Here is an 18,448-nt window from a genome sequence, read left to right on the forward strand (position 1 = left end):
ATGAGAGCATGATATGACTTCGCTTCAGCCTCGCTTTTGAAATAAAAAAATAAATAAAGTGATCCAAAACCAATTATCTTTCGTTCATCTGTGTATGGACGGCAACATTTGATACACACAAAAAAATGTAAATACAAAGGGAGCTTACTTATGAAAATTCAAAAACTAATTGTACCCGCATTAAGTCTTTCTTTACTTCTTCCAACAACAGGAGCATTCGCAGCAACACCAACAACAGCGACTCCTACAGTTAGCACAAAAGCTGCTGACCTTCGTGCAGGACTTGATTACTTACTTTCCGAGCATTTCGCATTAGCTGTTGTTGCAATGACTAAAGCATACGAAGGTGCACCTGATGCTAAACAAGCATACGATGCATTGGATCAAAATGCGCTAGATATGCAACCTGCTATCGAAGCAATCTACGGTAAAGCAGGCGCGGCTGAATTTGAACGAATTTTCCGTGCTCACAACAAATACACAGACAACTTGGTAAAAGCAACTAAAATGGACAACAAAGCCGCTATCAAAAAAGCAGAAGCTCAAGTACAAAGCTTTGTAGATGAGTTCTCTAAATTCCTAGCAACAGCTACAGAAGGCAAATTGCCACAAAAAGCGGCTGCTCAAGCTCTTCGTCTACATGAAGATCAAGTACAAGACGTATTTGAAAAATATGTAGCTGGCGATTACACAGGTGCTTACACAGAATATCGTGAAGGTTTCGCTACAATGTTCACAGTAAGTAAAGCGCTATCAGGAGCAATCGTTGCTCAAAATCCTGCTAAATTCAACAACGGTTCTGTAGATACACCAGCAGCTGACCTACGCTCTGCACTAAACCAATTAGCAGCAGAACACTTTGCATTGTCTGTATTGCAAATGCAAAAACAATACAATGGCGAAGATAAAGATTCTGCAGCATTGATCAAAGCAGAAGCTAGCAACACAGCAGCATTCAAAAAAGCAATCACTTCGATCTATGGTGCAGAAGGTGGTAACCAGTTCGAAAAAATCTGGGTAACCAACCACATCAAAGCACAAAGTGATTATGTAACAGCATTGAAAAAAGGTGACAAAACATCTCTACAAGCTGTAAAAGATCGTATTAGTGATTTCACAACAGAATTCTCTACTTTCTTAGGTACAGCAACAGCAAACAACTTGCCTGCAGCTGCTGCTAAAAAAGCATTAGTCGCTCATGAAGGTCAAGTTCAAATGGTTATCGATAACTATGCTGCTAAGAAATATGAAGCTGCATACAAAGCAGATCGTGAAGGATTCAAAACAATGTTCGGTATCGGCGAAGCTTTGGGTGGCGCAATTGTAAAACAATACCCTGATAAATTCAAAATGACTGCTGCTAAACCTATGCCAGCTAAACCAGCAACACCTGCTAAAGATGCTTCTATGATGACAGTATGGATGAAATTAAACAGCAAACAACTTAAAGTTGGCGACAAAATGACAACAATGGATACAATGCCTATGGTGAAAAACGGTACAACGTACATTCCATTGCGTTACCTTGCAGAAGGTATTGGCGCTAAAGTAGCTTGGGATAAATCTGCTGGTCAAGTTACAGTAATGGCTGGTAAAGATACAATGAAATTCTGGGTTGGTAAAAACACTGTTGATGTTAACGGTAAAACTCAAAAAATCGAAGCAGTATCTATGGTAGATAGCAACGGTAGAACAATGGTTCCTTTACGCTCCATCACTGAATTGCTAGGTTGGGATGTTAAATGGAATAAATCTACTGGTGAAATTACATTAACGAAATCAATGTAATTACTGCTTCCCTTTTATACCTTTCGTATAAAATAGTCTAATCTTATAAAAGGCACTCTTGTTGATTCTGACTAGAGTGCCTTTTTTCGGCTTATTGTCTGTTTTTTTCAAATATGGATATGATTCATTAAATTAGTTTATAATAAATTAGTTAACAATAACGTATATAACAGATGATAAAATAGATAAGACTATATTTCGATTCTATTATGAATCTAAGCCAATCGAGGTGTTGCGTATGAAAGACACAATAGAAACGATTAAACAGCAACGAGAATTAGAATTAGAAGTTATCAAGTTACGTTTACAATCGTATAATCAGCAACAAGTGATCGTTCTTTCGGAGCAAGCGTTAAAACAGAAAACAGAATTTATCGCTATGCTTAGTCATGAAATCAGAACACCTATGAACGGCATTGTCACGATGACCGATTTATTAAAACAAACTACCTTAGAAGAAGATCAACAACATTATGTTAATATTTTGGAATCCAGTAGTGATGCACTAATGGCTCTTGTCGATAATTTGCTAGATATCAGTAAATTAGAGTCCGGTCATATGATGATCGAAAAACATCCTTTTGACTTGATAAATACGATTGAAGATCTGGTCTATGCCCTATCTCCCAAAGCGTTCAAAAACAATGTAGAAGTGATTCTTGATATTGAGTCAGATATTCCTTTGTTTGTGATCGGAGATGCACTCAAAATCAGGCAAGTGATTATGAATTTATTACAAAATGCAGTTAAATTCACACACGAAGGTGAAATACTGGTATCGCTATTATTGCTTTCTCCGGTAGAAGATGAGCAAAATCTTACTGTTAAAATTTCTATTCGTGATACAGGGATTGGGATGTCTGAGGAGCAAATAGCGCAATTATTTGAAAACTATGTACAGGTTCATAATAACGAACATCATCAATACGGAGGTACAGGGCTAGGGCTTGCGATTACTAAAAGCCTTGTCGAATTGATGAAAGGTACAGTGGAAGTCACTAGCAAAAAAGATGTCGGTTCTGAATTTAGTGTCAGTATTGAATTTGAACGATATACTGATCTGCCTTCTATTCCTTTTGAAAAGGATGTACTTAAAGATGTACGCATCTTGTTAATAGACAATAATACAACTAGCCTGGAGTTAATTTCGATGATGTTGTCTGATTGGGGCGCAGATGTTAGCCTGATCTCAGAAATGAACGATGTGTTTTTTAATACGATTCAACATGAACATTTCGATGTCTGTCTACTGGATCTAGATAGTATTGATATGGAAGCGTGGGAACATCACCAAGAGATGTTACAAGATAAACCGCTATTTTTGCTTGCCCCACTTGGCAACAAAATAGAAGGCGAATTTAGAGCGTTATTTCAGACGATTATTACCAAACCGATCCGTAAACTACATTTGTTAAATACGATTCTTGCGAAAGCCAAAAAATAAAAGTAAAAAAAAACTGCTATACGTATTCAGTCAAGATGAATCGTACAGCAGTTTTTTTAATGTTAATCGATCTCTACAGCTAATACACCATTGAGTAAGTGAAGCTTGCGAATAGGCTTAGTGATCACCGCTTTAAACATATCTTTAAATTCACCTTCCACTTTATCTCCCAGAGGAGCTAATACAGCCAATGGTTGTTTTTTCAAATTTGCTTTTTCGCGTTCCCACAAATGTGGGTTGATCGTACGCAGGTCGATTAGAATCAGGTCATACGTACTCTCTTGAATGTCTTCAAAAAATTCATCATTCATTTCCAGTCGATACGTTACGCTAGCTCCCCATTCTATCAGCAGATTACAGATTAATTGACTACTGGTCTTATTTCGATCCAGTACCATCACATTCATCAGTGATAATAGATCTTTTTTGAAGGGGATGGCAGGCACTTCTATATATTTTTTAAAATTGAATACGATACTTATCTCTGTTCCTATATCGACTTCACTTTTCACTTCGATCTTTCCATTCATTAATTCAATCAACTGCTTTGTAATAGCTAATCCTAACCCTGTTCCGCCGTAATGATGATCATCCGACTCATGAACCTGACTATAATTATGAAAAAGATGAGATAGTTGTTTTGCCGACATTCCAATCCCTGTATCACGAATAATGATTTGTACTGAAGCCAGTTCTGCTGCAGATTCAAGCATTAGTAATGATATCTGTATCTCGCCTTGATGTGTGAATTTAATCGAATTTTGCACCAGATTCATAATCATTTGTCTTACTTTAAGCGCATCGCCCATAACAAATAAAGGAATCTCCGATTCAATAGCAAGAATCACTTCAACCTCTTTTTGAAAAGCACGCGGAGAAACAGAATAGAGCAAATCTTCTATAACATTAATCAGATCAAAAGGATCATGATCCAGTTGCATCTTACCTGCTTCCATTTTACTCAAATCCAATATATTGTTCACTAAAGATATTAATGTGACATTGCTAGTATTCATTAAATCCAAATAATAGCGCTGTTCTGTATTGACCGAAGTCTGTTCGAGTAGCGCAGTCAATGACAAAATAGCATTCATCGACGTGCGAATCTCATGACTCAACATCGCAAGAAATTCAGCATTGTGTCGTAACGTTTGTTCAGCAAGGTTGCGATATTCAAGATGTTCATCTATTAAAGATTTCAAATGAATATTTTCAACTTCTAATTCCTGGTAACGTATACTCCACTTGCTCCGGTTATTCATTTTTACGCTCCCGATCAATCAGTATGAGATTCACGTTCTCTCTCTATTACCCAATATCAACTACCCAATATCAACCTTAATATATTACATATTTATAAATATATAATATTTTTCCATTTGTAATACTTATTTATAACTTCTTTTGTAAGTATATTTTCGATTGTCCTTTGATCGGAATATCTTTTATTTCTCCAAAGATCACATATCCATATTTCATATAAAAATGCGGAGCTTGCCAGCTCATCGTCGTCAATTCACTTATGGTAGCGCCCTGTTGTCTTGCTTGATCTTCAATCGCTTGTAACAACTTCGCTCCAACGCCCTGACCTCTATATGCAGGATCAACCGCCAGATATCGAATATAGAGTAACCCCCATGCCATAGCCCCTGTCACTCCACCGATGTATTGTTCCCCTTCATAAGCAGCCAGTGAGAAAGGAATACTTTCATAATCAGGGATATGAAGATCATTATTCATATTGTGCTGATCTAAAAATACTCCAATCTGCGGTACATTGTGATCTAGGGATAGTTCTTGAATATGCAAAATATCACCTGCTCTTTCGGAGATTGTAGTGGAACAATTACTTTTTATCATGATACTATATCTATTTTCCTTTTCTATATCTATTTTTCATATAACAAAAAAAGACCTTCATCAATATGAAGATCTTTTTGGGATATAGCTAATCTGAATCAATGAGCTTGATCGCTATGTTGTAAAGGTAATGCTGATGTAGCCGATACTGCTGGCATCGTTGAAACAGTAGGTTCGTTATGTTGAGCATGTCCTGAACCGGTAGGTGTTAGTTGGTTTTCTTTTTTGATATAAGCGGTGAAATAAATTCCTGCTACGAACACCGCTCCACCGGTTAGATTACCCAGCCATACTGGAATAAAGTTCATAAGATACATATCCCAAGAATAATACCCTGCAAAGATTGCTGCTGGAATCAAAAACATATTAGCGACAACGTGCTGAAATCCGATAGCGACAAATGCCATCGTTGGGAACCAGATTCCTAGTATTTTACCACTGATACTGTCTGCGCTATAGGATAACCAGACAGCCAGAGCCACCAACCAGTTACAACCGATCCCGGATAAGAACATCTGTGCAAAGCTTCCTTCTAACTTGTGCCCTGCCATTTCTACTGTTTTGGTTAAGTAAGGGCCTGTCTCGGTTAACCCTACTACATGCCCGAAGAAGTAAGCGACAAATAAAGCACCTAATAGATTGGCTACTGTAATAGCTAGTAAATTACGGGCAACTTCTATCGTACTGATCCGCTTTGCCATCCGTGCTAATGGAACAGCCATCATATTACCGGTTAACAATTCTCCACCAGCCACAAGTACCAGAATCAATCCTACAGGGAACAATGCCGCCCCGATAAAGTTAGCAAAGCTTCCCCAGGATTCAGGTGTATTGGCGATCACTCGAATATCTAACAAAAATCCTAATGCAATAAAAGCTCCACCCAAAAAACCAAGTACTAACATCTGGATCCATGTCGACTTAGCTTTGATAATTCCAGTCTCAATCGTATTCATTGCAATCTGTTGTGGTTTGTAATAAGCCATGTGTTGCATCCCCCTTATAAGCATCTATTTCCGCATAATTAAATTACCTTTTCATATTTCAATTTTAATACAACTATTTTGTGAAAAAAGTAACAAATATCACTTTACGAAAAGTTTTGTGAAATTAAGCACAAAAGCCTGTACAGTGGGGGAACTGTACAGGCTTTGTTTAGGGGTAGACTTTTATAATGATAAATAGGATGCCATGATACACATTTACTTTGTTCTTATTTAATTAAGCGTGAACTTCTTGTTGCGTCTGAATTGGTGCTAATGCTTGCAACCCTGCTGTATTCAAGTAGTTCCACGGTTTGTTGTAATGTGGTTGGAAGAAGAAATCGATAAAGGCTAATTGATCGACTGTCATTTGGTTTTGGATACAGACAGAGATCGTATTGATCGATTGAGTTAAGTCAACTTTAGACATTAATTGTGCACCTAAGATACGGCGTGTTTCTTTTTCAAAGACCACTTTCAAGGTCACTGTCTCATGTGTCGGCATAAATTCTGGACGGTAGTGATCGTGCATGGTGCTTGTTTCTACATTCAAGCCTGCTTCACGAGCGGCTGTCTCGGTCATCCCTGTACCAGCAATATTATCTTCGTAAATTTTGATACCAGATGTTCCTTGGGTTCCCATATATTCATTGGTCGGTTGCACTAGATTACGAGCAACCAGTGTACCCATACGTACTGCATTGGTAGCTAAAGGAATATAGGCGTGTTTGCCTGTTGGATTGTAGAAGATCGCACAGCTATCTCCCGCAGCGAATACATCTTTTTTGCTTGTTTGCATATATTTATCGACCAAGATTGCACCATTGACTAACATATCGACTTGTCCTTTAAGCAATTCAGTATTCGGACGGAATCCGATACATAAGATCACCATATCTGCTTGATGTGTCGCTTTGTCAGTAACGACTGTTGTGACTTTACCATCTTCACCTGTGAATTTTACCACTTTCTCAGATAGCGCAAGTTCAATGCCATGTTCTTGCAAAGACTCTTCGGTACGATCTGTAAATTCAGGGTCAAGATATTTGCTTAAAATACGTTCTTCAGCATCAATCAAAGTGACTTGTTTACCATTCATTTGGAATGCTTCTACCAGTTCAACACCGATATAACCTGCACCAACAACAACGATATTTTTAGCATGTTGTGCTTTTTCGATAATCGTATTCGAGTGGTTATAGTTTTTGCAAAGTAAAATGTTATCCAGTTCGATCCCTTCAAATTTAGGAACGATCGGCCAAGAACCTGTCGTCATAATTAATTTGTCATACGTATCTGTAAGTTCGATACCTGTAGTCAGGTCACGAGCTTTCAATGTTTTGTTATCTGTATCTATCGCTGTCACTTCATGCAACATTTTAGTCGTTACTCCTAGAGCAGCTAATTGATCTGGAGAAGAGTAAAATAACCCGTCTGGATCATTAACAACGCCACCTACATATAACGCAATCCCGCAAGATAGAAATGAGATATTATCGTTACGTTCATACACAGTGATCTCAGCATCCGGGTATAATTTAGCGGTATTAACAACAGCGGCAGTTCCTGCGTGAGTACATCCTATAACAGCTACTTTCATGGTTTCTTCCTCCTGATAAATCTGTATTTTTATTATTGTAAATTCTTCTTATCCAATGGTGTACAGTCTGTGCTAACTATCCGACAAGTCACATTCAGGTGAATTAAGATGTTAGGAGTAAGAGAAGTGTGTGGTTTCTCTATCTGTCCATCTTCTAGCTGACTGTTCTATTTTTTAATATAGTCTTTTTTCGTTTTGTTTAAGTTGTGAATTAATTCACCTTGTATTGCTATTATATTGTGATTTTTATCACATTACAAGAGGTTTACGATAAGTTCGCAATTTGTTCATATTTTCACAAAGTTTTATAAAGTTATATATAGATATGTTTCTAGTATGCCATTTTTGATTATCGGGTTTATTTGCTATACATTGGTTATGTTATAGTGAGAACAAATTAGATATAGAGGTGGTTAGTAATATGAGTGCACAATCAAGCAATATCTTGCGTGGTTTGAAAGCTTTATCTGGCCCTTTCCCTACATGGGATACTCAATCTCTACCGGAGCGTCCGACAGATCTCTTTTTAGATTGGATGAAATTAGCTATTGAAATGAAGGTTAAAGAACCGCATGCGATGACTATTTCTACTGTCGATTCGGATGGTTTTCCAGATGCACGCGTATTGATTATTAAAGAAGCTAAAGACGATTCGTTTTATTTTGCTACTGGATTGGAAAGTCAGAAAGGTCAACATATCCAGCATAATCCAAAGGTAGCACTAACATTCTACTGGCCAGAGTTAGGTAGACAGATTCGTATTCGAGGTATAGCAGAAGATATGGGGCTTGAAGCAGGAGCTATCGATTTGAGAAGACGTTCCCCTATCGCACGTGCTGTTGCAATGACAGAACGCCAGAGCCAACCTTTAGCAAGCGAAGAAGAATTAGAACGCTCGGTTGCTATGCAAGAGCAAAAGATCGAACAAGATCCTGATGTCGTGACACCGAACTGGCGACTATTTGCTGTTCATGCTCAAGAGATCGAATTCTGGCAAGCCGATCCTGATCGCAAACATACACGTTATCAGTATATTCTCCATGATGGGCAATGGACACATCAGCAGTTGTGGCCGTAAACAGATTACAGATATTATTTTGCAAATTCGTCTTTCGATCATTTCTATTGTAAAAGCAAAATCATTTTTATACGATTTTGCTTTTTTATTTTGCACAAAAAATCGGCAGTTCTCTCCTATAGAAGAAAACTACCGATTCGGATATCTACGATTATTTTATATTAGTTGTGTGCTATACGCATGGCATGTTGATGACGAACTTCGCTCACTTGTTGTTCTTTTTGTACTGCTTCAGCAATATGACCTTCCAGCGCATAAGGCAGACACAAAGGCACTCCACTGCGCGGATCTGTAACGATATCCGCTTCGATACCAAATACATTACGAAGCACATCACAAGAAACCACTTCTACTGGTGTTCCTTCTGCTACCGCTTTACCATTTTTGATTGCAATCATATGATGAGCATAACGTGACGCATGGTTTAGATCATGCACAACCATTACAATGGTACGTTGAGAGTCAGCATTTAGCTTTTCTAACAATTGCAGTACTTCTAATTGATGCGCCATATCTAAAAAGGTCGTCGGTTCATCCAAAAATAAAATCTCGGTATCTTGCGCAAGTGCCATTGCAATCCAGGCACGTTGACGCTGACCACCGGATAGCTGATCGATAGGACGATCATAGAAATCGACCATACCTGTCGCTTCGATAGCCCATTCTACCATCGCTTTATCTTCTGCTTTCATCGAACCGAATCCTTTTTGATAAGGAAAACGTCCGTACGATACCAATTCAGTGACAGTTAATCCTTCAGGTGCTGTCGGATTCTGAGGCAAAATGGCTAATTGCTTGGCAATTTCACGAGTAGATTGTTTATGGATCGATTTGCCGTCCAGTAATACTGCTCCCGATTTGGGTTGCATAATACGTGCCATCGTTTTCAGTATCGTTGATTTGCCTGAACCATTGGCTCCGACTAATGCTGTAATCTGTCCTTGAGGAATCTGTACACTCAAGTCTTGTACAATCAAACGATCTTCATATGCAATATCAAGCTTAGACGTCATTAAACGAACCATTGTTATCCACCCTTTTCAGTGAACCCGATGTATGATACACCTGACTTCACTCTGTATTTTCAATCTTATATTGAACGATTACCATTCATCATTAGCAACAGCGACACAACTTGTTCATTTTATATTTTGCTTGGAAGTACTGCGCCTATCATTTACTGTTATGCTTTGGAACGTGCTAATAAGTATAAGAAGTATGGTGCACCAATAATAGCGACCATCACCCCTGCGGGAATTTCAGAATTTTGCAATAGTGATCGACCGACCATATCTGCTGTTAGCAACAGTACAGCGCCGATCAATGCAGATACCGGAATCACATGCTCATAACGAGGCCCGACCAGACGACGAGCAATATGCGGACCAAGTAGACCGATAAATCCAATCCCTCCACTCACTGCTACACAAGCGGCGCTAATCGCTACTGCAACGACTAACAATATCATTCTTTGTATATTCAGATGTGAGCCCAGCCCTGTAGCTGTCTCATCTCCCAAAGAGAACACGTCCAATTGTCTTGCTTTCCACAACGCTATCGGAATAAGTACAATTAACCATGGTAATAAAGCAATCACGAATTTCCAGCTACTGCCCCAGATACTTCCGGCTTGCCATGTGGCAATAAAGTTAAATTCATTCGGATCTAATCGAATCGTAAGTACGATCATTAATGCATTAATTCCTGCGGCAAGTGCTATCCCTGATAAGACCAGACGTGCAGACGATATTCCTTTATGACGTTTGTATGCCATCAGATAAATAATAATCGCCGCTGCAAAGGCTCCGATTAACGCTAGAAAAGGCAATAACATCGGCGAAGTGGATTCACGTTGCGGATTCGTCACTACATATAATACGACCGCTAATCCTGCTCCCGAGTTAATACCAAGAATCCCCGGATCGGCGAGTCCATTGCGAGATACGCCTTGAAGAATAGCTCCTGCTATCGCCAAGCCAATGCCTACTAACAAAGCAATCACAATTCGGGGCAATCGAAATTCAAATAAAATCAAATGTTGCTTCGGTGTTCCGCCTCCAAATAAAGTACTTAATACTTCCAGTGGAGACATTTTACTAAATCCTGTATTCATGCTTAGCAACAAAACGCCAAAAGCGATCAGTGCTAACACAATTAATGTAATGGTTGTGCGTATCGTACGCTTCCGGTGAAACATCGCTTGATTCACAGATTATCCCTCACTTTCTTCCGAATAATATAGAAGAAGTAAGGCACACCAATTACAGCAATAAGCGCACTAACCGGTGTTTCATGAGGAGGATTACTTAATCGTCCTATCGTATCTGCAAATACCATCAACAATGCTCCTAAAATCGCAGACGTAGGAATCACCCATTTATAATCGACACCTACCATCGCACGCGCCGCATGAGGGATCATTAGACCTAGAAAGCCTACAGCTCCCACTGTTGATACCGAAGCTCCTGCTAACACCATGACAGCCAGTACAGCGCCTAAGCGTACTAATGCTGTACGTTGTCCCAATCCAGAAGCGACATCATCACCCAGACTGAGAATCGTTATCGAACGAGAAAGAAATAAAGAACCGATCAACGCTAACAGAATCCACGGCCATAATATATCTACTTGCGACCATGTAACCCCTGCGACACCACCGGCATACCAGAACGCTATATCTTGTGAGATTCGAAAATACAACGCAATCCCTTCTGATAATGCGACTAATAAAGCTGCAACTGCTGATCCTGCTAATGCCAGACGTACCGGACTCAGTCCACCTTTGGCAAGTGAACCGATTCCATAGACCAGCCCTACACCAAGCGCCGCTCCTGCAAAAGAGAACAGAATTAATTGATTAAATGACAGTCCTGGAAAAAAAGCAAAACAAAGTGCTAATACAAATCCTGCTCCTGCATTAACCCCGAGTAACCCCGGGTCTGCGATTGGGTTGCGTGTCATTCCTTGCATCAATGCGCCGGATACAGCAAAAGCCGCTCCCACCAGTGCACCTGCAATCGTACGTGGTAAGCGAAGTTCCCAAATGATTTGATGATCACTATTTGAAGGATTAAAAGCCACTAACGCTTGCCAGACTTCTTCAAGCGGAATATCTTTACTTCCTTTTGCAATTGAAAATGCACAACCTAATATCAACAGGACAAGCCCACCGATGATGATCGAAATTGCTGTGTAAGGACGCGACCATATCTGCTCTTTAGGTGAGGTCTGTCTGCCTTTCACAACATTGCTGCGATTCATAAGCAAGCCTCTTTCTACATCAAAATCTATGTTTTCATTTATAGTCGTTGTTATAAAAGCTATAATTGCATATGTTTAAAGATACTGATAATCATTATCATTTGTCAACACTTATCACAAAAAAACGTCTAAATTCCTCTGTTTTTAGAGAATTTAGACGTTTTGAACTTTCCACTATTATTCTTTTTTAGCTAAATACTATTCACAAATTCTAAATGTACTTCATTTCATATCAAAATTTCACTTTAAAATAAGCTCCAATCGAACTCTTTAGATAAACGTTCTAACAAATGCACACCTGCGATACTATTGCCTCTTTTGTTCAGTGAAGGCCCTACCAATCCGATGCCATACTGTCCGGGAACCATCGTCAAGATTCCACCTGACACTCCACTTTTAGCAGGCAGACCGACATCGATCGCAAATTCTCCAGAAGCATTGTACATCCCGCATGTAATCATAAATGTTTTGGCTATCTGTACATAACGACGTGGAATCAATTCTTCACCCGAACAAGGATCTACCCCGTCAAAAGCAAGTACAAGCGCCATCCGCGCCAAATCTGCACAATTCACTTCAATCGAACAATGACGGAAATACACTTCTAACACATCATCTACCGGATCTTTAATAATCCCATTTTGCTTGAGGAAATAAGCCAGAGAACGATTCAAATGACCGGATTCTGTCTCTGATTCATAGACTGCCAAATTGTAATCGATTTTATCATTGGCTGCGAGCTTGCGGAAAAATTGAAGCACACGCTCTGACTTTTCTTGCGGATTCTCACCTGAAATCAATGAAGATACAGTGATTGCTCCTGCATTAATCAACGGATTAAACGGAATTCCCGGCTCCACCAATTCTAATTTGATCATCGAATCAAAATCATCGCCTGTCGGTTCTTTTCCTACATTAAAAAATACAGCTTCTTCTCCATGATCCATCAGTGCCAGTATTAAAGTAAACACTTTGGATATACTTTGCATGGTAAAAGGAATACCGCAATCTCCTGCTGAGATCACTTTTCCTTGCGAATCGGCGATAAAAATACCTAAAGCATCTTGTGAAGATTTGGCAAGCTCTGGAATATAAGAAGCTACCTTTCCCTGACTGGTATGCAGACGGCTAGTTTCTAACCAATCAGGCAATAATGTTTTTAATCGTTCCATCTGTTCTTGACTCATCGATAGTCCTCCTTCAAATACCTACTTATTTCTATATGTTAATGAGTGTATTGTGATCTCATCATTTCAAATTTTATTTTCTTCATCATCTTATACTAATCTTGATCGAAATTATACTGCTGTCTAATCGATGCTTTACGAATAATCTGAATATACGTTAACATAAACATATGTGTGTTTAACGCTTACATATTTGAAGATAGAAGGTGCATCTATGATTGCTTTGCTAAAATATTTAAAGCCTTATCGTACTGCCGCATTACTGGCTCCTTTGTTAATGATGGTCGAAGTGATCATGGACTTAATGCAACCCAAATTAGTCGCTAGTATTGTCGATCAAGGAATTATGAAAGGCGATCTCGGGCATATTCAGCAGACCGGATTACTGATGATTGGACTCGCTTTGATCGGGATGTTAGGCGGGATCGGCTGTACCATCTATGCCAGTATCGCTTCTCAACATTTTGGTGCAGATATTCGGGCAGAGTTGTTCCAGCATATTCAGCGCTTTTCTTTTCACAATCTAGATCGCTTTTCTTCGGGTTCTTTAATTACACGACTGACAAATGATGTTGTGCAATTGCAGAATTTAGTGTTAATGGCTTTGCGTATGTTAGTGCGTTCCCCTCTATTATCTATCGGTAGTCTGATTATGGCTTTTACGATTAGTGTTAAATTAGCGATTATTTTGTTGATTGCTATGCCTATTTTGCTGGTGACATTGATATGGATTATGCGGACAGCTTTTCCTATTTTCAGCCGGGTACAAGCAGAGTTAGATCAGGTCAATACAGTGACTCAAGAGAATCTAGCAGGGATTCGGGTGATCAAAGCTTTTGTACGGGCTATTCATGAAAATAAACGATATGATGTCGTCAATCAAGATTATACGAATATTGCGATCAAAGCGAATCGAGTAGTTGCTCTAATCGGGCCAATTATGATGTTAATTATGGATGTCTGTATTGTAGCTGTGCTCTGGTTCGGGGGTGGACTCACCAAAACAGGTGCTTTGCCTTTAGGTGATCTGATTGCTTTTATCAACTATGCAACACAGGTACTCATGTCTCTTATGATGTTGAGTATGACTCTGATGTCTGTGTCTCGTGCTACTGCTTCAGCAGAACGGATCAATGAAGTATTGCATACCGAACCTGATATTAGTGCCCCTGCTCAACCGATCACACCTGATCCACATCAAAAAGGACGACTTGAATTTCGTGATGTTTCTTTTGCTTATGATGCTCATTCTCCTGCGGTATTGGATCAGATTAGCTTTGTCGCTACAGCAGGACAGACGATTGCGATTCTAGGAGCTACCGGTGCAGGTAAGTCCAGTCTGGTTCATCTGATTCCGCGGATGTATGATGTCACCAGTGGAGCTGTATTGGTCAATGATGTAGATGTACAGCAATGGGATCTAGATCAACTACGTAGCTCAATCGGAATCGTGTTGCAACAAGCATTATTATTTAGCGGTAGTATCCGTGATAATATCCGTTACGGTCGACCAAATGCTTCACAAGAAGAAGTAGAATCTGCTGCAAGAGCGGCGCAAGCTCATGAATTTATAGAAAAACTGCCTGAAGGTTATGATACATTACTCGGACAACGGGGAGTTAATTTATCAGGAGGTCAAAAACAGCGTCTATCTATCGCACGTGCCTTACTGATTCAGCCTCCACTTCTTATCATGGATGATAGCACCAGTGCTGTCGATCTGCGTACAGAAGCATTGATTCAAAAAGCGCTTGAAGAACGATTATCTGCCAGTACACGCTTGATTATTGCTCAGCGTATCACTTCTGTACTGGATGCTGACCTGATATTGATTATGGAAGATGGTCAAATTATTGATCGTGGCGATCATGCTTACTTGATCAAGCATAGTACAGCCTATCAAGAAATATATCGTTCGCAATTAGGACAGGAGGTTGAAGCTCATGGGTAATCCGATGATGCCCGGTAGAGCCGGGCGATCAAATAGCGCTCCTGTCAAAGCCAAAAATGCCAAAGGAACAGTACGCCGTCTCTGGGATTATTTACGTCAACAACGCAAAGGTCTGTTGCTTGTATTTCTATTGACGTTACTCGGAACAGCATTCAATCTGATTACTCCCTATTTGCTAGGAACAGTCGCTTTTGATCGCTACATTTTAACAGGTAATTATGCAGGCTTAGCTCAGCTCTGTGTATGGTTACTCGCTCTATATGTAGTCGCTAGTCTGACCAGTTGGGTACAAGCGTATATTATGACTGCTGTCTCACAACAGACAGTATTTCAGATTAGACGTGATCTATTCAAACATCTACATGACTTGCCATTGCGCTTTTTCGATACACATAGCAGTGGTGATCTGATGAGTCGCTCTACCAATGATATAGAAAATGTAACGACCACACTAAATCAAAGTGTTGTACAGATCATGACCAGTGCTCTTACTCTGGTCGGTACGCTGACTATTATGCTAGTACTCAATATTTGGTTAACACTGGTTACACTCGTGACTGTACCGATTATGTTCTGGCTCACACGATTGATCACCCGTCATACCCGTCGCTATTTTGGAGCGCAACAAAAAGAATTAGGCGGACTCAATGGATATATCGAAGAAACGGTATCCGGTCAAAAGGTTGTCAAAGCCTATGTTCAAGAATCTCGTAGCCTTGCTGAATTTAACGATATTAATCACCGCTTACTGCATGCCAGTATTCGTGCGCAGAGCTGGTCAGGCAATATTGGACCGGTCATGAATCTGGTGAACAATATTAGTTATGCGTTGATTGCTTTGTCGGGTGGATGGTTATTTTTGCAAGGAATGACCAGTGTAGGGGTAATCGTCAGTTTTCTTAGTTATTCCAAGCAATTCAGTCGACCGATCAATGAACTGGCAAATCAATTCAATCTACTGCAATCTGCTATTGCTGGAGCCGAACGTGTATTTGAAGTATTGGACGAGCGTCCTGAAAGTACGGATGATGAGAAAACAGCGGTACACCAATTGCCTGCTCAAGTGCATGGTGAAGTGATTTTTGAGCATGTTCAATTTAGCTACAAAGCTGGCTCACCGATTTTGCGAGACGTATCGCTAACCGCTAAGCCCGGGCAGACGATCGCTCTTGTTGGTCCTACTGGAGCAGGTAAAACAACGATTATTAATTTGCTCACTCGTTTCTACGAAATTGATAGCGGTACAATTACGATCGATGGTGAAGATATTCGTCTACTGGATAAAGAAAATTTGCGTAGCCGGATCGGGATTGTGTTGCAAGATGCTTATTTATTTTCCGGTACAGTACGCGATAATATTCGTTATGGACGGTTGGAAGCCACCGATCAAGAGATTGAAGAAGCCGCCAAGCTGGCGAATGCCCATTCCTTTATTCACAAATTACCAGAAGGCTATGATTCGATTCTCTCCGCAGACGGAAGCAATCTGAGTCAAGGACAACGCCAATTGCTAACGATAGCCCGCGCGATTCTTGCGAATCCATCTGTGCTTATTCTGGATGAAGCAACCAGTAGTGTGGATACACGTACAGAAATGCATATTCAGACAGCAATGAAGCAATTGATGCAAGGACGTACTAGCTTTGTTATTGCTCATAGGCTGAGTACGATTCGTGAAGCTGATCAGATTCTGGTCATCCAGAGTGGTGAAGTGGTAGAGCGTGGAACTCATGATGAACTACTTCAAGCAGGTGGATTCTATCATGATCTGTACCAAAGTCAGTTCAATCGAGTAGTATAGTGGAGTTAAGTGGATCACTTTCATTTCAATAAGCGTATATGGTTCTTGGATTTTCGCATTTATAGATAACAGTGGCTGATCGAATAACAGTCTATCGTAAAATACAACAAAGAATAACCCTCTAGCGTGTGACTGCTCTAGAGGGTTGTTCTTTATTTTTTATGATTTTGGGCTGTTTGTTTTTGTAAATTTATATTTTCAGTTATCGATTGGTATCTACTAATTCACCAGGATTCTCTGTATCCCGAGTGATATTGATAATAATCAAAGCATGATACGTTAGTCCGTTACGGTTGATTTCACTTTGGTTTCTTTACGTCCACCGAATTTGAATACAAGTATTCCGCCAATAATAACTAGAACCCCGATCAATTTAGCCGGTGTAAAAGGAATCTTTTCTAATCCTAACCAGCCCAGCGAATCCCACAATAGTGCGGTTCCAAGCTGTGCTGTGAGTACGATCGAGATCGCATATGTAGGGCCTAATCGTCTCATTCCTTGCACCAGACAGAACACAACACCGACACCGATCATGCCGCTGAACCAGTACCATAATTGTACATGTTGAAGAGTAAATGTATTTTTCCCTTCAAAGATCAGACTTGCTAGTAACGAAGCCACAAATCCCATAAATAGGACTAACATCGTTGTTGTCCATGAACCTGTTCGTTCATTGACTTTATTATTAAATACAGTCTGCATACTTACCAATGCTCCTGCTATCGCCGCCAAAACAATACCAAATAATATCATGTCACTGCTCCTACCTGTTTCATCTATAATTACTCATAAATATTATGCCCTGCTAATGATTGTAACCCTGCTCGATTCTGAATAACTAGATACTCTGACGTGCGCTTGACCAATCCATCATGAGCTAATTTCTGAATCACACGATTGAGATGCCGATAACTGGTACCGATCAGATTGGCTACATCGACCAGACTGGAAATACGCAATTCTTCATAATCATCTGCTGGATCTTCATCACAAGCTACAGACAGCATATAACTGGCTAACCGAATTTCTACCGGATACATGAGATTAAAGCGAGAATAGTTAGAACTGCTATAAAATTTACGTGTCATCATTTGTAGCAAAAATTGCAACAAAGGTACATGGTCACTCCCATATTGAACTAACCATTTACGATGAATACGCAAAAAGTGTACAGAAGACACTGCTTCAACCGTATTAATCACTTTATCGTTGCCATTGATATATTCGACATCACCTATAAATTCAAGCGGGGTTTTGAAGCATAGAATTAATGTTTTGCCTTCTTGTGAAGTCGTATAAATTTTGATCTTCCCATGAACTAATATATCCAGATGCTCAATATCATCACCTTGTGTGCACAAAATATCTCCTTGTTCCAAGCGGAATACCGATAGATATGGAAATAAAACTTGAGGAAAATGGGCTCCCAAATCGTGCAACTTCCAGTAATACTCAACCTGCGCTTGATCTTGATTATCGTTCATCGTATTTGCTC

15 protein-coding genes are annotated in these 18,448 nt (G+C 39.7%); 5 read left to right on the forward strand and 10 right to left on the reverse strand.

Annotated elements, in window-relative coordinates:
• The first annotated feature begins 150 nt into the window (after positions 1–150).
• Both PQ456_RS20260 and PQ456_RS20265 read left to right on the forward strand, forming a co-directional pair.
• Positions 151–1,788: a copper amine oxidase N-terminal domain-containing protein gene (locus tag PQ456_RS20260; RefSeq protein ID WP_273613824.1), complete on the forward strand. Its 1,638-nt coding sequence runs from the start codon at positions 151–153 to the stop codon at positions 1,786–1,788.
• A gap of 238 nt (positions 1,789–2,026) precedes the next feature.
• Positions 2,027–3,232, forward strand: coding sequence for an ATP-binding response regulator (locus PQ456_RS20265; protein WP_273613825.1), 1,206 nt, complete (start codon positions 2,027–2,029; stop codon positions 3,230–3,232).
• 62 nt (positions 3,233–3,294) lie between these two features.
• Here PQ456_RS20265 and PQ456_RS20270 read toward each other — a convergent pair whose 3' ends face one another.
• From PQ456_RS20270 to PQ456_RS20285, 4 genes are all read right to left on the reverse strand, one after another.
• Positions 3,295–4,494: a sensor histidine kinase gene (locus PQ456_RS20270; RefSeq protein WP_273613826.1), complete on the reverse strand. Its 1,200-nt coding sequence runs from the start codon at positions 4,492–4,494 to the stop codon at positions 3,295–3,297.
• A 130-nt stretch (positions 4,495–4,624) separates the two neighbouring features.
• Complete coding sequence (locus PQ456_RS20275; protein WP_273613827.1) at positions 4,625–5,041, reverse strand: GNAT family N-acetyltransferase; 417 nt, start codon at positions 5,039–5,041, stop codon at positions 4,625–4,627.
• A 149-nt stretch (positions 5,042–5,190) separates the two neighbouring features.
• Positions 5,191–6,078, reverse strand: coding sequence for a formate/nitrite transporter family protein (locus PQ456_RS20280; protein WP_273613828.1), 888 nt, complete (start codon positions 6,076–6,078; stop codon positions 5,191–5,193).
• A gap of 235 nt (positions 6,079–6,313) precedes the next feature.
• Positions 6,314–7,675 carry an FAD-dependent oxidoreductase gene (locus PQ456_RS20285; protein ID WP_273613829.1) on the reverse strand — a complete coding sequence of 454 codons (1,362 nt, stop codon included), beginning with the start codon at positions 7,673–7,675 and terminating at the stop codon, positions 6,314–6,316.
• Positions 7,676–8,096: 421 nt separating this feature from the next.
• Between PQ456_RS20285 and PQ456_RS20290 the strand changes: the two genes are divergently transcribed.
• A complete protein-coding gene (locus PQ456_RS20290) occupies positions 8,097–8,753 on the forward strand; it encodes a pyridoxine/pyridoxamine 5'-phosphate oxidase (RefSeq protein ID WP_273613830.1) in 657 nt (218 codons plus the stop codon).
• A 161-nt stretch (positions 8,754–8,914) separates the two neighbouring features.
• On the opposite strand, the gene PQ456_RS20295 is transcribed toward PQ456_RS20290, so the two are convergent.
• The 4 genes from PQ456_RS20295 to glsA form a co-directional block, all read right to left on the reverse strand.
• Positions 8,915–9,778 (reverse strand): ABC transporter ATP-binding protein, encoded by an 864-nt coding sequence (locus tag PQ456_RS20295; protein ID WP_273613831.1) that lies wholly within the window; start codon positions 9,776–9,778, stop codon positions 8,915–8,917.
• Between the two features lie 158 nt (positions 9,779–9,936).
• Positions 9,937–10,950 carry a FecCD family ABC transporter permease gene (locus PQ456_RS20300; RefSeq protein ID WP_373462052.1) on the reverse strand — a complete coding sequence of 338 codons (1,014 nt, stop codon included), beginning with the start codon at positions 10,948–10,950 and terminating at the stop codon, positions 9,937–9,939.
• A gap of 8 nt (positions 10,951–10,958) precedes the next feature.
• A complete protein-coding gene (locus tag PQ456_RS20305; protein ID WP_273613833.1) occupies positions 10,959–12,014 on the reverse strand; it encodes a FecCD family ABC transporter permease in 1,056 nt (351 codons plus the stop codon).
• A gap of 245 nt (positions 12,015–12,259) precedes the next feature.
• Positions 12,260–13,201: a glutaminase A gene (glsA, locus tag PQ456_RS20310; RefSeq protein ID WP_204826224.1), complete on the reverse strand. Its 942-nt coding sequence runs from the start codon at positions 13,199–13,201 to the stop codon at positions 12,260–12,262.
• A gap of 214 nt (positions 13,202–13,415) precedes the next feature.
• On the opposite strand from glsA, the gene PQ456_RS20315 reads away from it, so the two are divergent.
• Positions 13,416–15,152: an ABC transporter ATP-binding protein gene (locus PQ456_RS20315; RefSeq protein WP_273613834.1), complete on the forward strand. Its 1,737-nt coding sequence runs from the start codon at positions 13,416–13,418 to the stop codon at positions 15,150–15,152.
• The gene (locus PQ456_RS20320) at positions 15,145–16,953 is read left to right on the forward strand and encodes an ABC transporter ATP-binding protein (protein WP_273613835.1); all 1,809 of its coding nucleotides are present in this window, start codon (positions 15,145–15,147) and stop codon (positions 16,951–16,953) included. The genes PQ456_RS20315 and PQ456_RS20320 overlap by 8 nt, the downstream gene beginning before the upstream one ends.
• A gap of 279 nt (positions 16,954–17,232) precedes the next feature.
• Here the strand turns inward: PQ456_RS20320 and PQ456_RS20325 are convergent, their stop codons facing one another.
• On the reverse strand, positions 17,233–17,703 hold the full coding sequence (locus PQ456_RS20325) for a DMT family transporter (protein ID WP_273616368.1): 471 nt from the start codon (positions 17,701–17,703) through the stop codon (positions 17,233–17,235).
• Between the two features lie 32 nt (positions 17,704–17,735).
• Positions 17,736–18,437: a Crp/Fnr family transcriptional regulator gene (locus tag PQ456_RS20330; RefSeq protein ID WP_273613836.1), complete on the reverse strand. Its 702-nt coding sequence runs from the start codon at positions 18,435–18,437 to the stop codon at positions 17,736–17,738.
• Between the last annotated feature and the right edge of the window lie 11 nt (positions 18,438–18,448).

This window comes from Paenibacillus kyungheensis (genome assembly GCF_028606985.1).
GTDB classification, from domain to species: Bacteria; Bacillota; Bacilli; order Paenibacillales; family Paenibacillaceae; genus Saccharibacillus; species Saccharibacillus kyungheensis.

What these genes read in the sequence shown, in the direction of transcription:
- PQ456_RS20330 (WP_273613836.1), bottom strand. Translation starts at nt 18,437, where the DNA reads ATGAACGATAATCAAGATCAAGCGCAGGTTGAGTATTACTGGAAGTTG.
- PQ456_RS20320 (WP_273613835.1), top strand. Translation starts at nt 15,145, where the DNA reads ATGGGTAATCCGATGATGCCCGGTAGAGCCGGGCGATCAAATAGCGCT.
- PQ456_RS20265 (WP_273613825.1), top strand. Translation starts at nt 2,027, where the DNA reads ATGAAAGACACAATAGAAACGATTAAACAGCAACGAGAATTAGAATTA.
- PQ456_RS20300 (WP_373462052.1), bottom strand. Translation starts at nt 10,950, where the DNA reads ATGTTTCACCGGAAGCGTACGATACGCACAACCATTACATTAATTGTG.
- PQ456_RS20285 (WP_273613829.1), bottom strand. Translation starts at nt 7,675, where the DNA reads ATGAAAGTAGCTGTTATAGGATGTACTCACGCAGGAACTGCCGCTGTT.
- PQ456_RS20290 (WP_273613830.1), top strand. Translation starts at nt 8,097, where the DNA reads ATGAGTGCACAATCAAGCAATATCTTGCGTGGTTTGAAAGCTTTATCT.
- PQ456_RS20280 (WP_273613828.1), bottom strand. Translation starts at nt 6,078, where the DNA reads ATGGCTTATTACAAACCACAACAGATTGCAATGAATACGATTGAGACT.
- PQ456_RS20260 (WP_273613824.1), top strand. Translation starts at nt 151, where the DNA reads ATGAAAATTCAAAAACTAATTGTACCCGCATTAAGTCTTTCTTTACTT.
- PQ456_RS20270 (WP_273613826.1), bottom strand. Translation starts at nt 4,494, where the DNA reads ATGAATAACCGGAGCAAGTGGAGTATACGTTACCAGGAATTAGAAGTT.
- PQ456_RS20295 (WP_273613831.1), bottom strand. Translation starts at nt 9,778, where the DNA reads ATGGTTCGTTTAATGACGTCTAAGCTTGATATTGCATATGAAGATCGT.
- PQ456_RS20305 (WP_273613833.1), bottom strand. Translation starts at nt 12,014, where the DNA reads ATGAATCGCAGCAATGTTGTGAAAGGCAGACAGACCTCACCTAAAGAG.
- PQ456_RS20315 (WP_273613834.1), top strand. Translation starts at nt 13,416, where the DNA reads ATGATTGCTTTGCTAAAATATTTAAAGCCTTATCGTACTGCCGCATTA.
- glsA (WP_204826224.1), bottom strand. Translation starts at nt 13,201, where the DNA reads ATGAGTCAAGAACAGATGGAACGATTAAAAACATTATTGCCTGATTGG.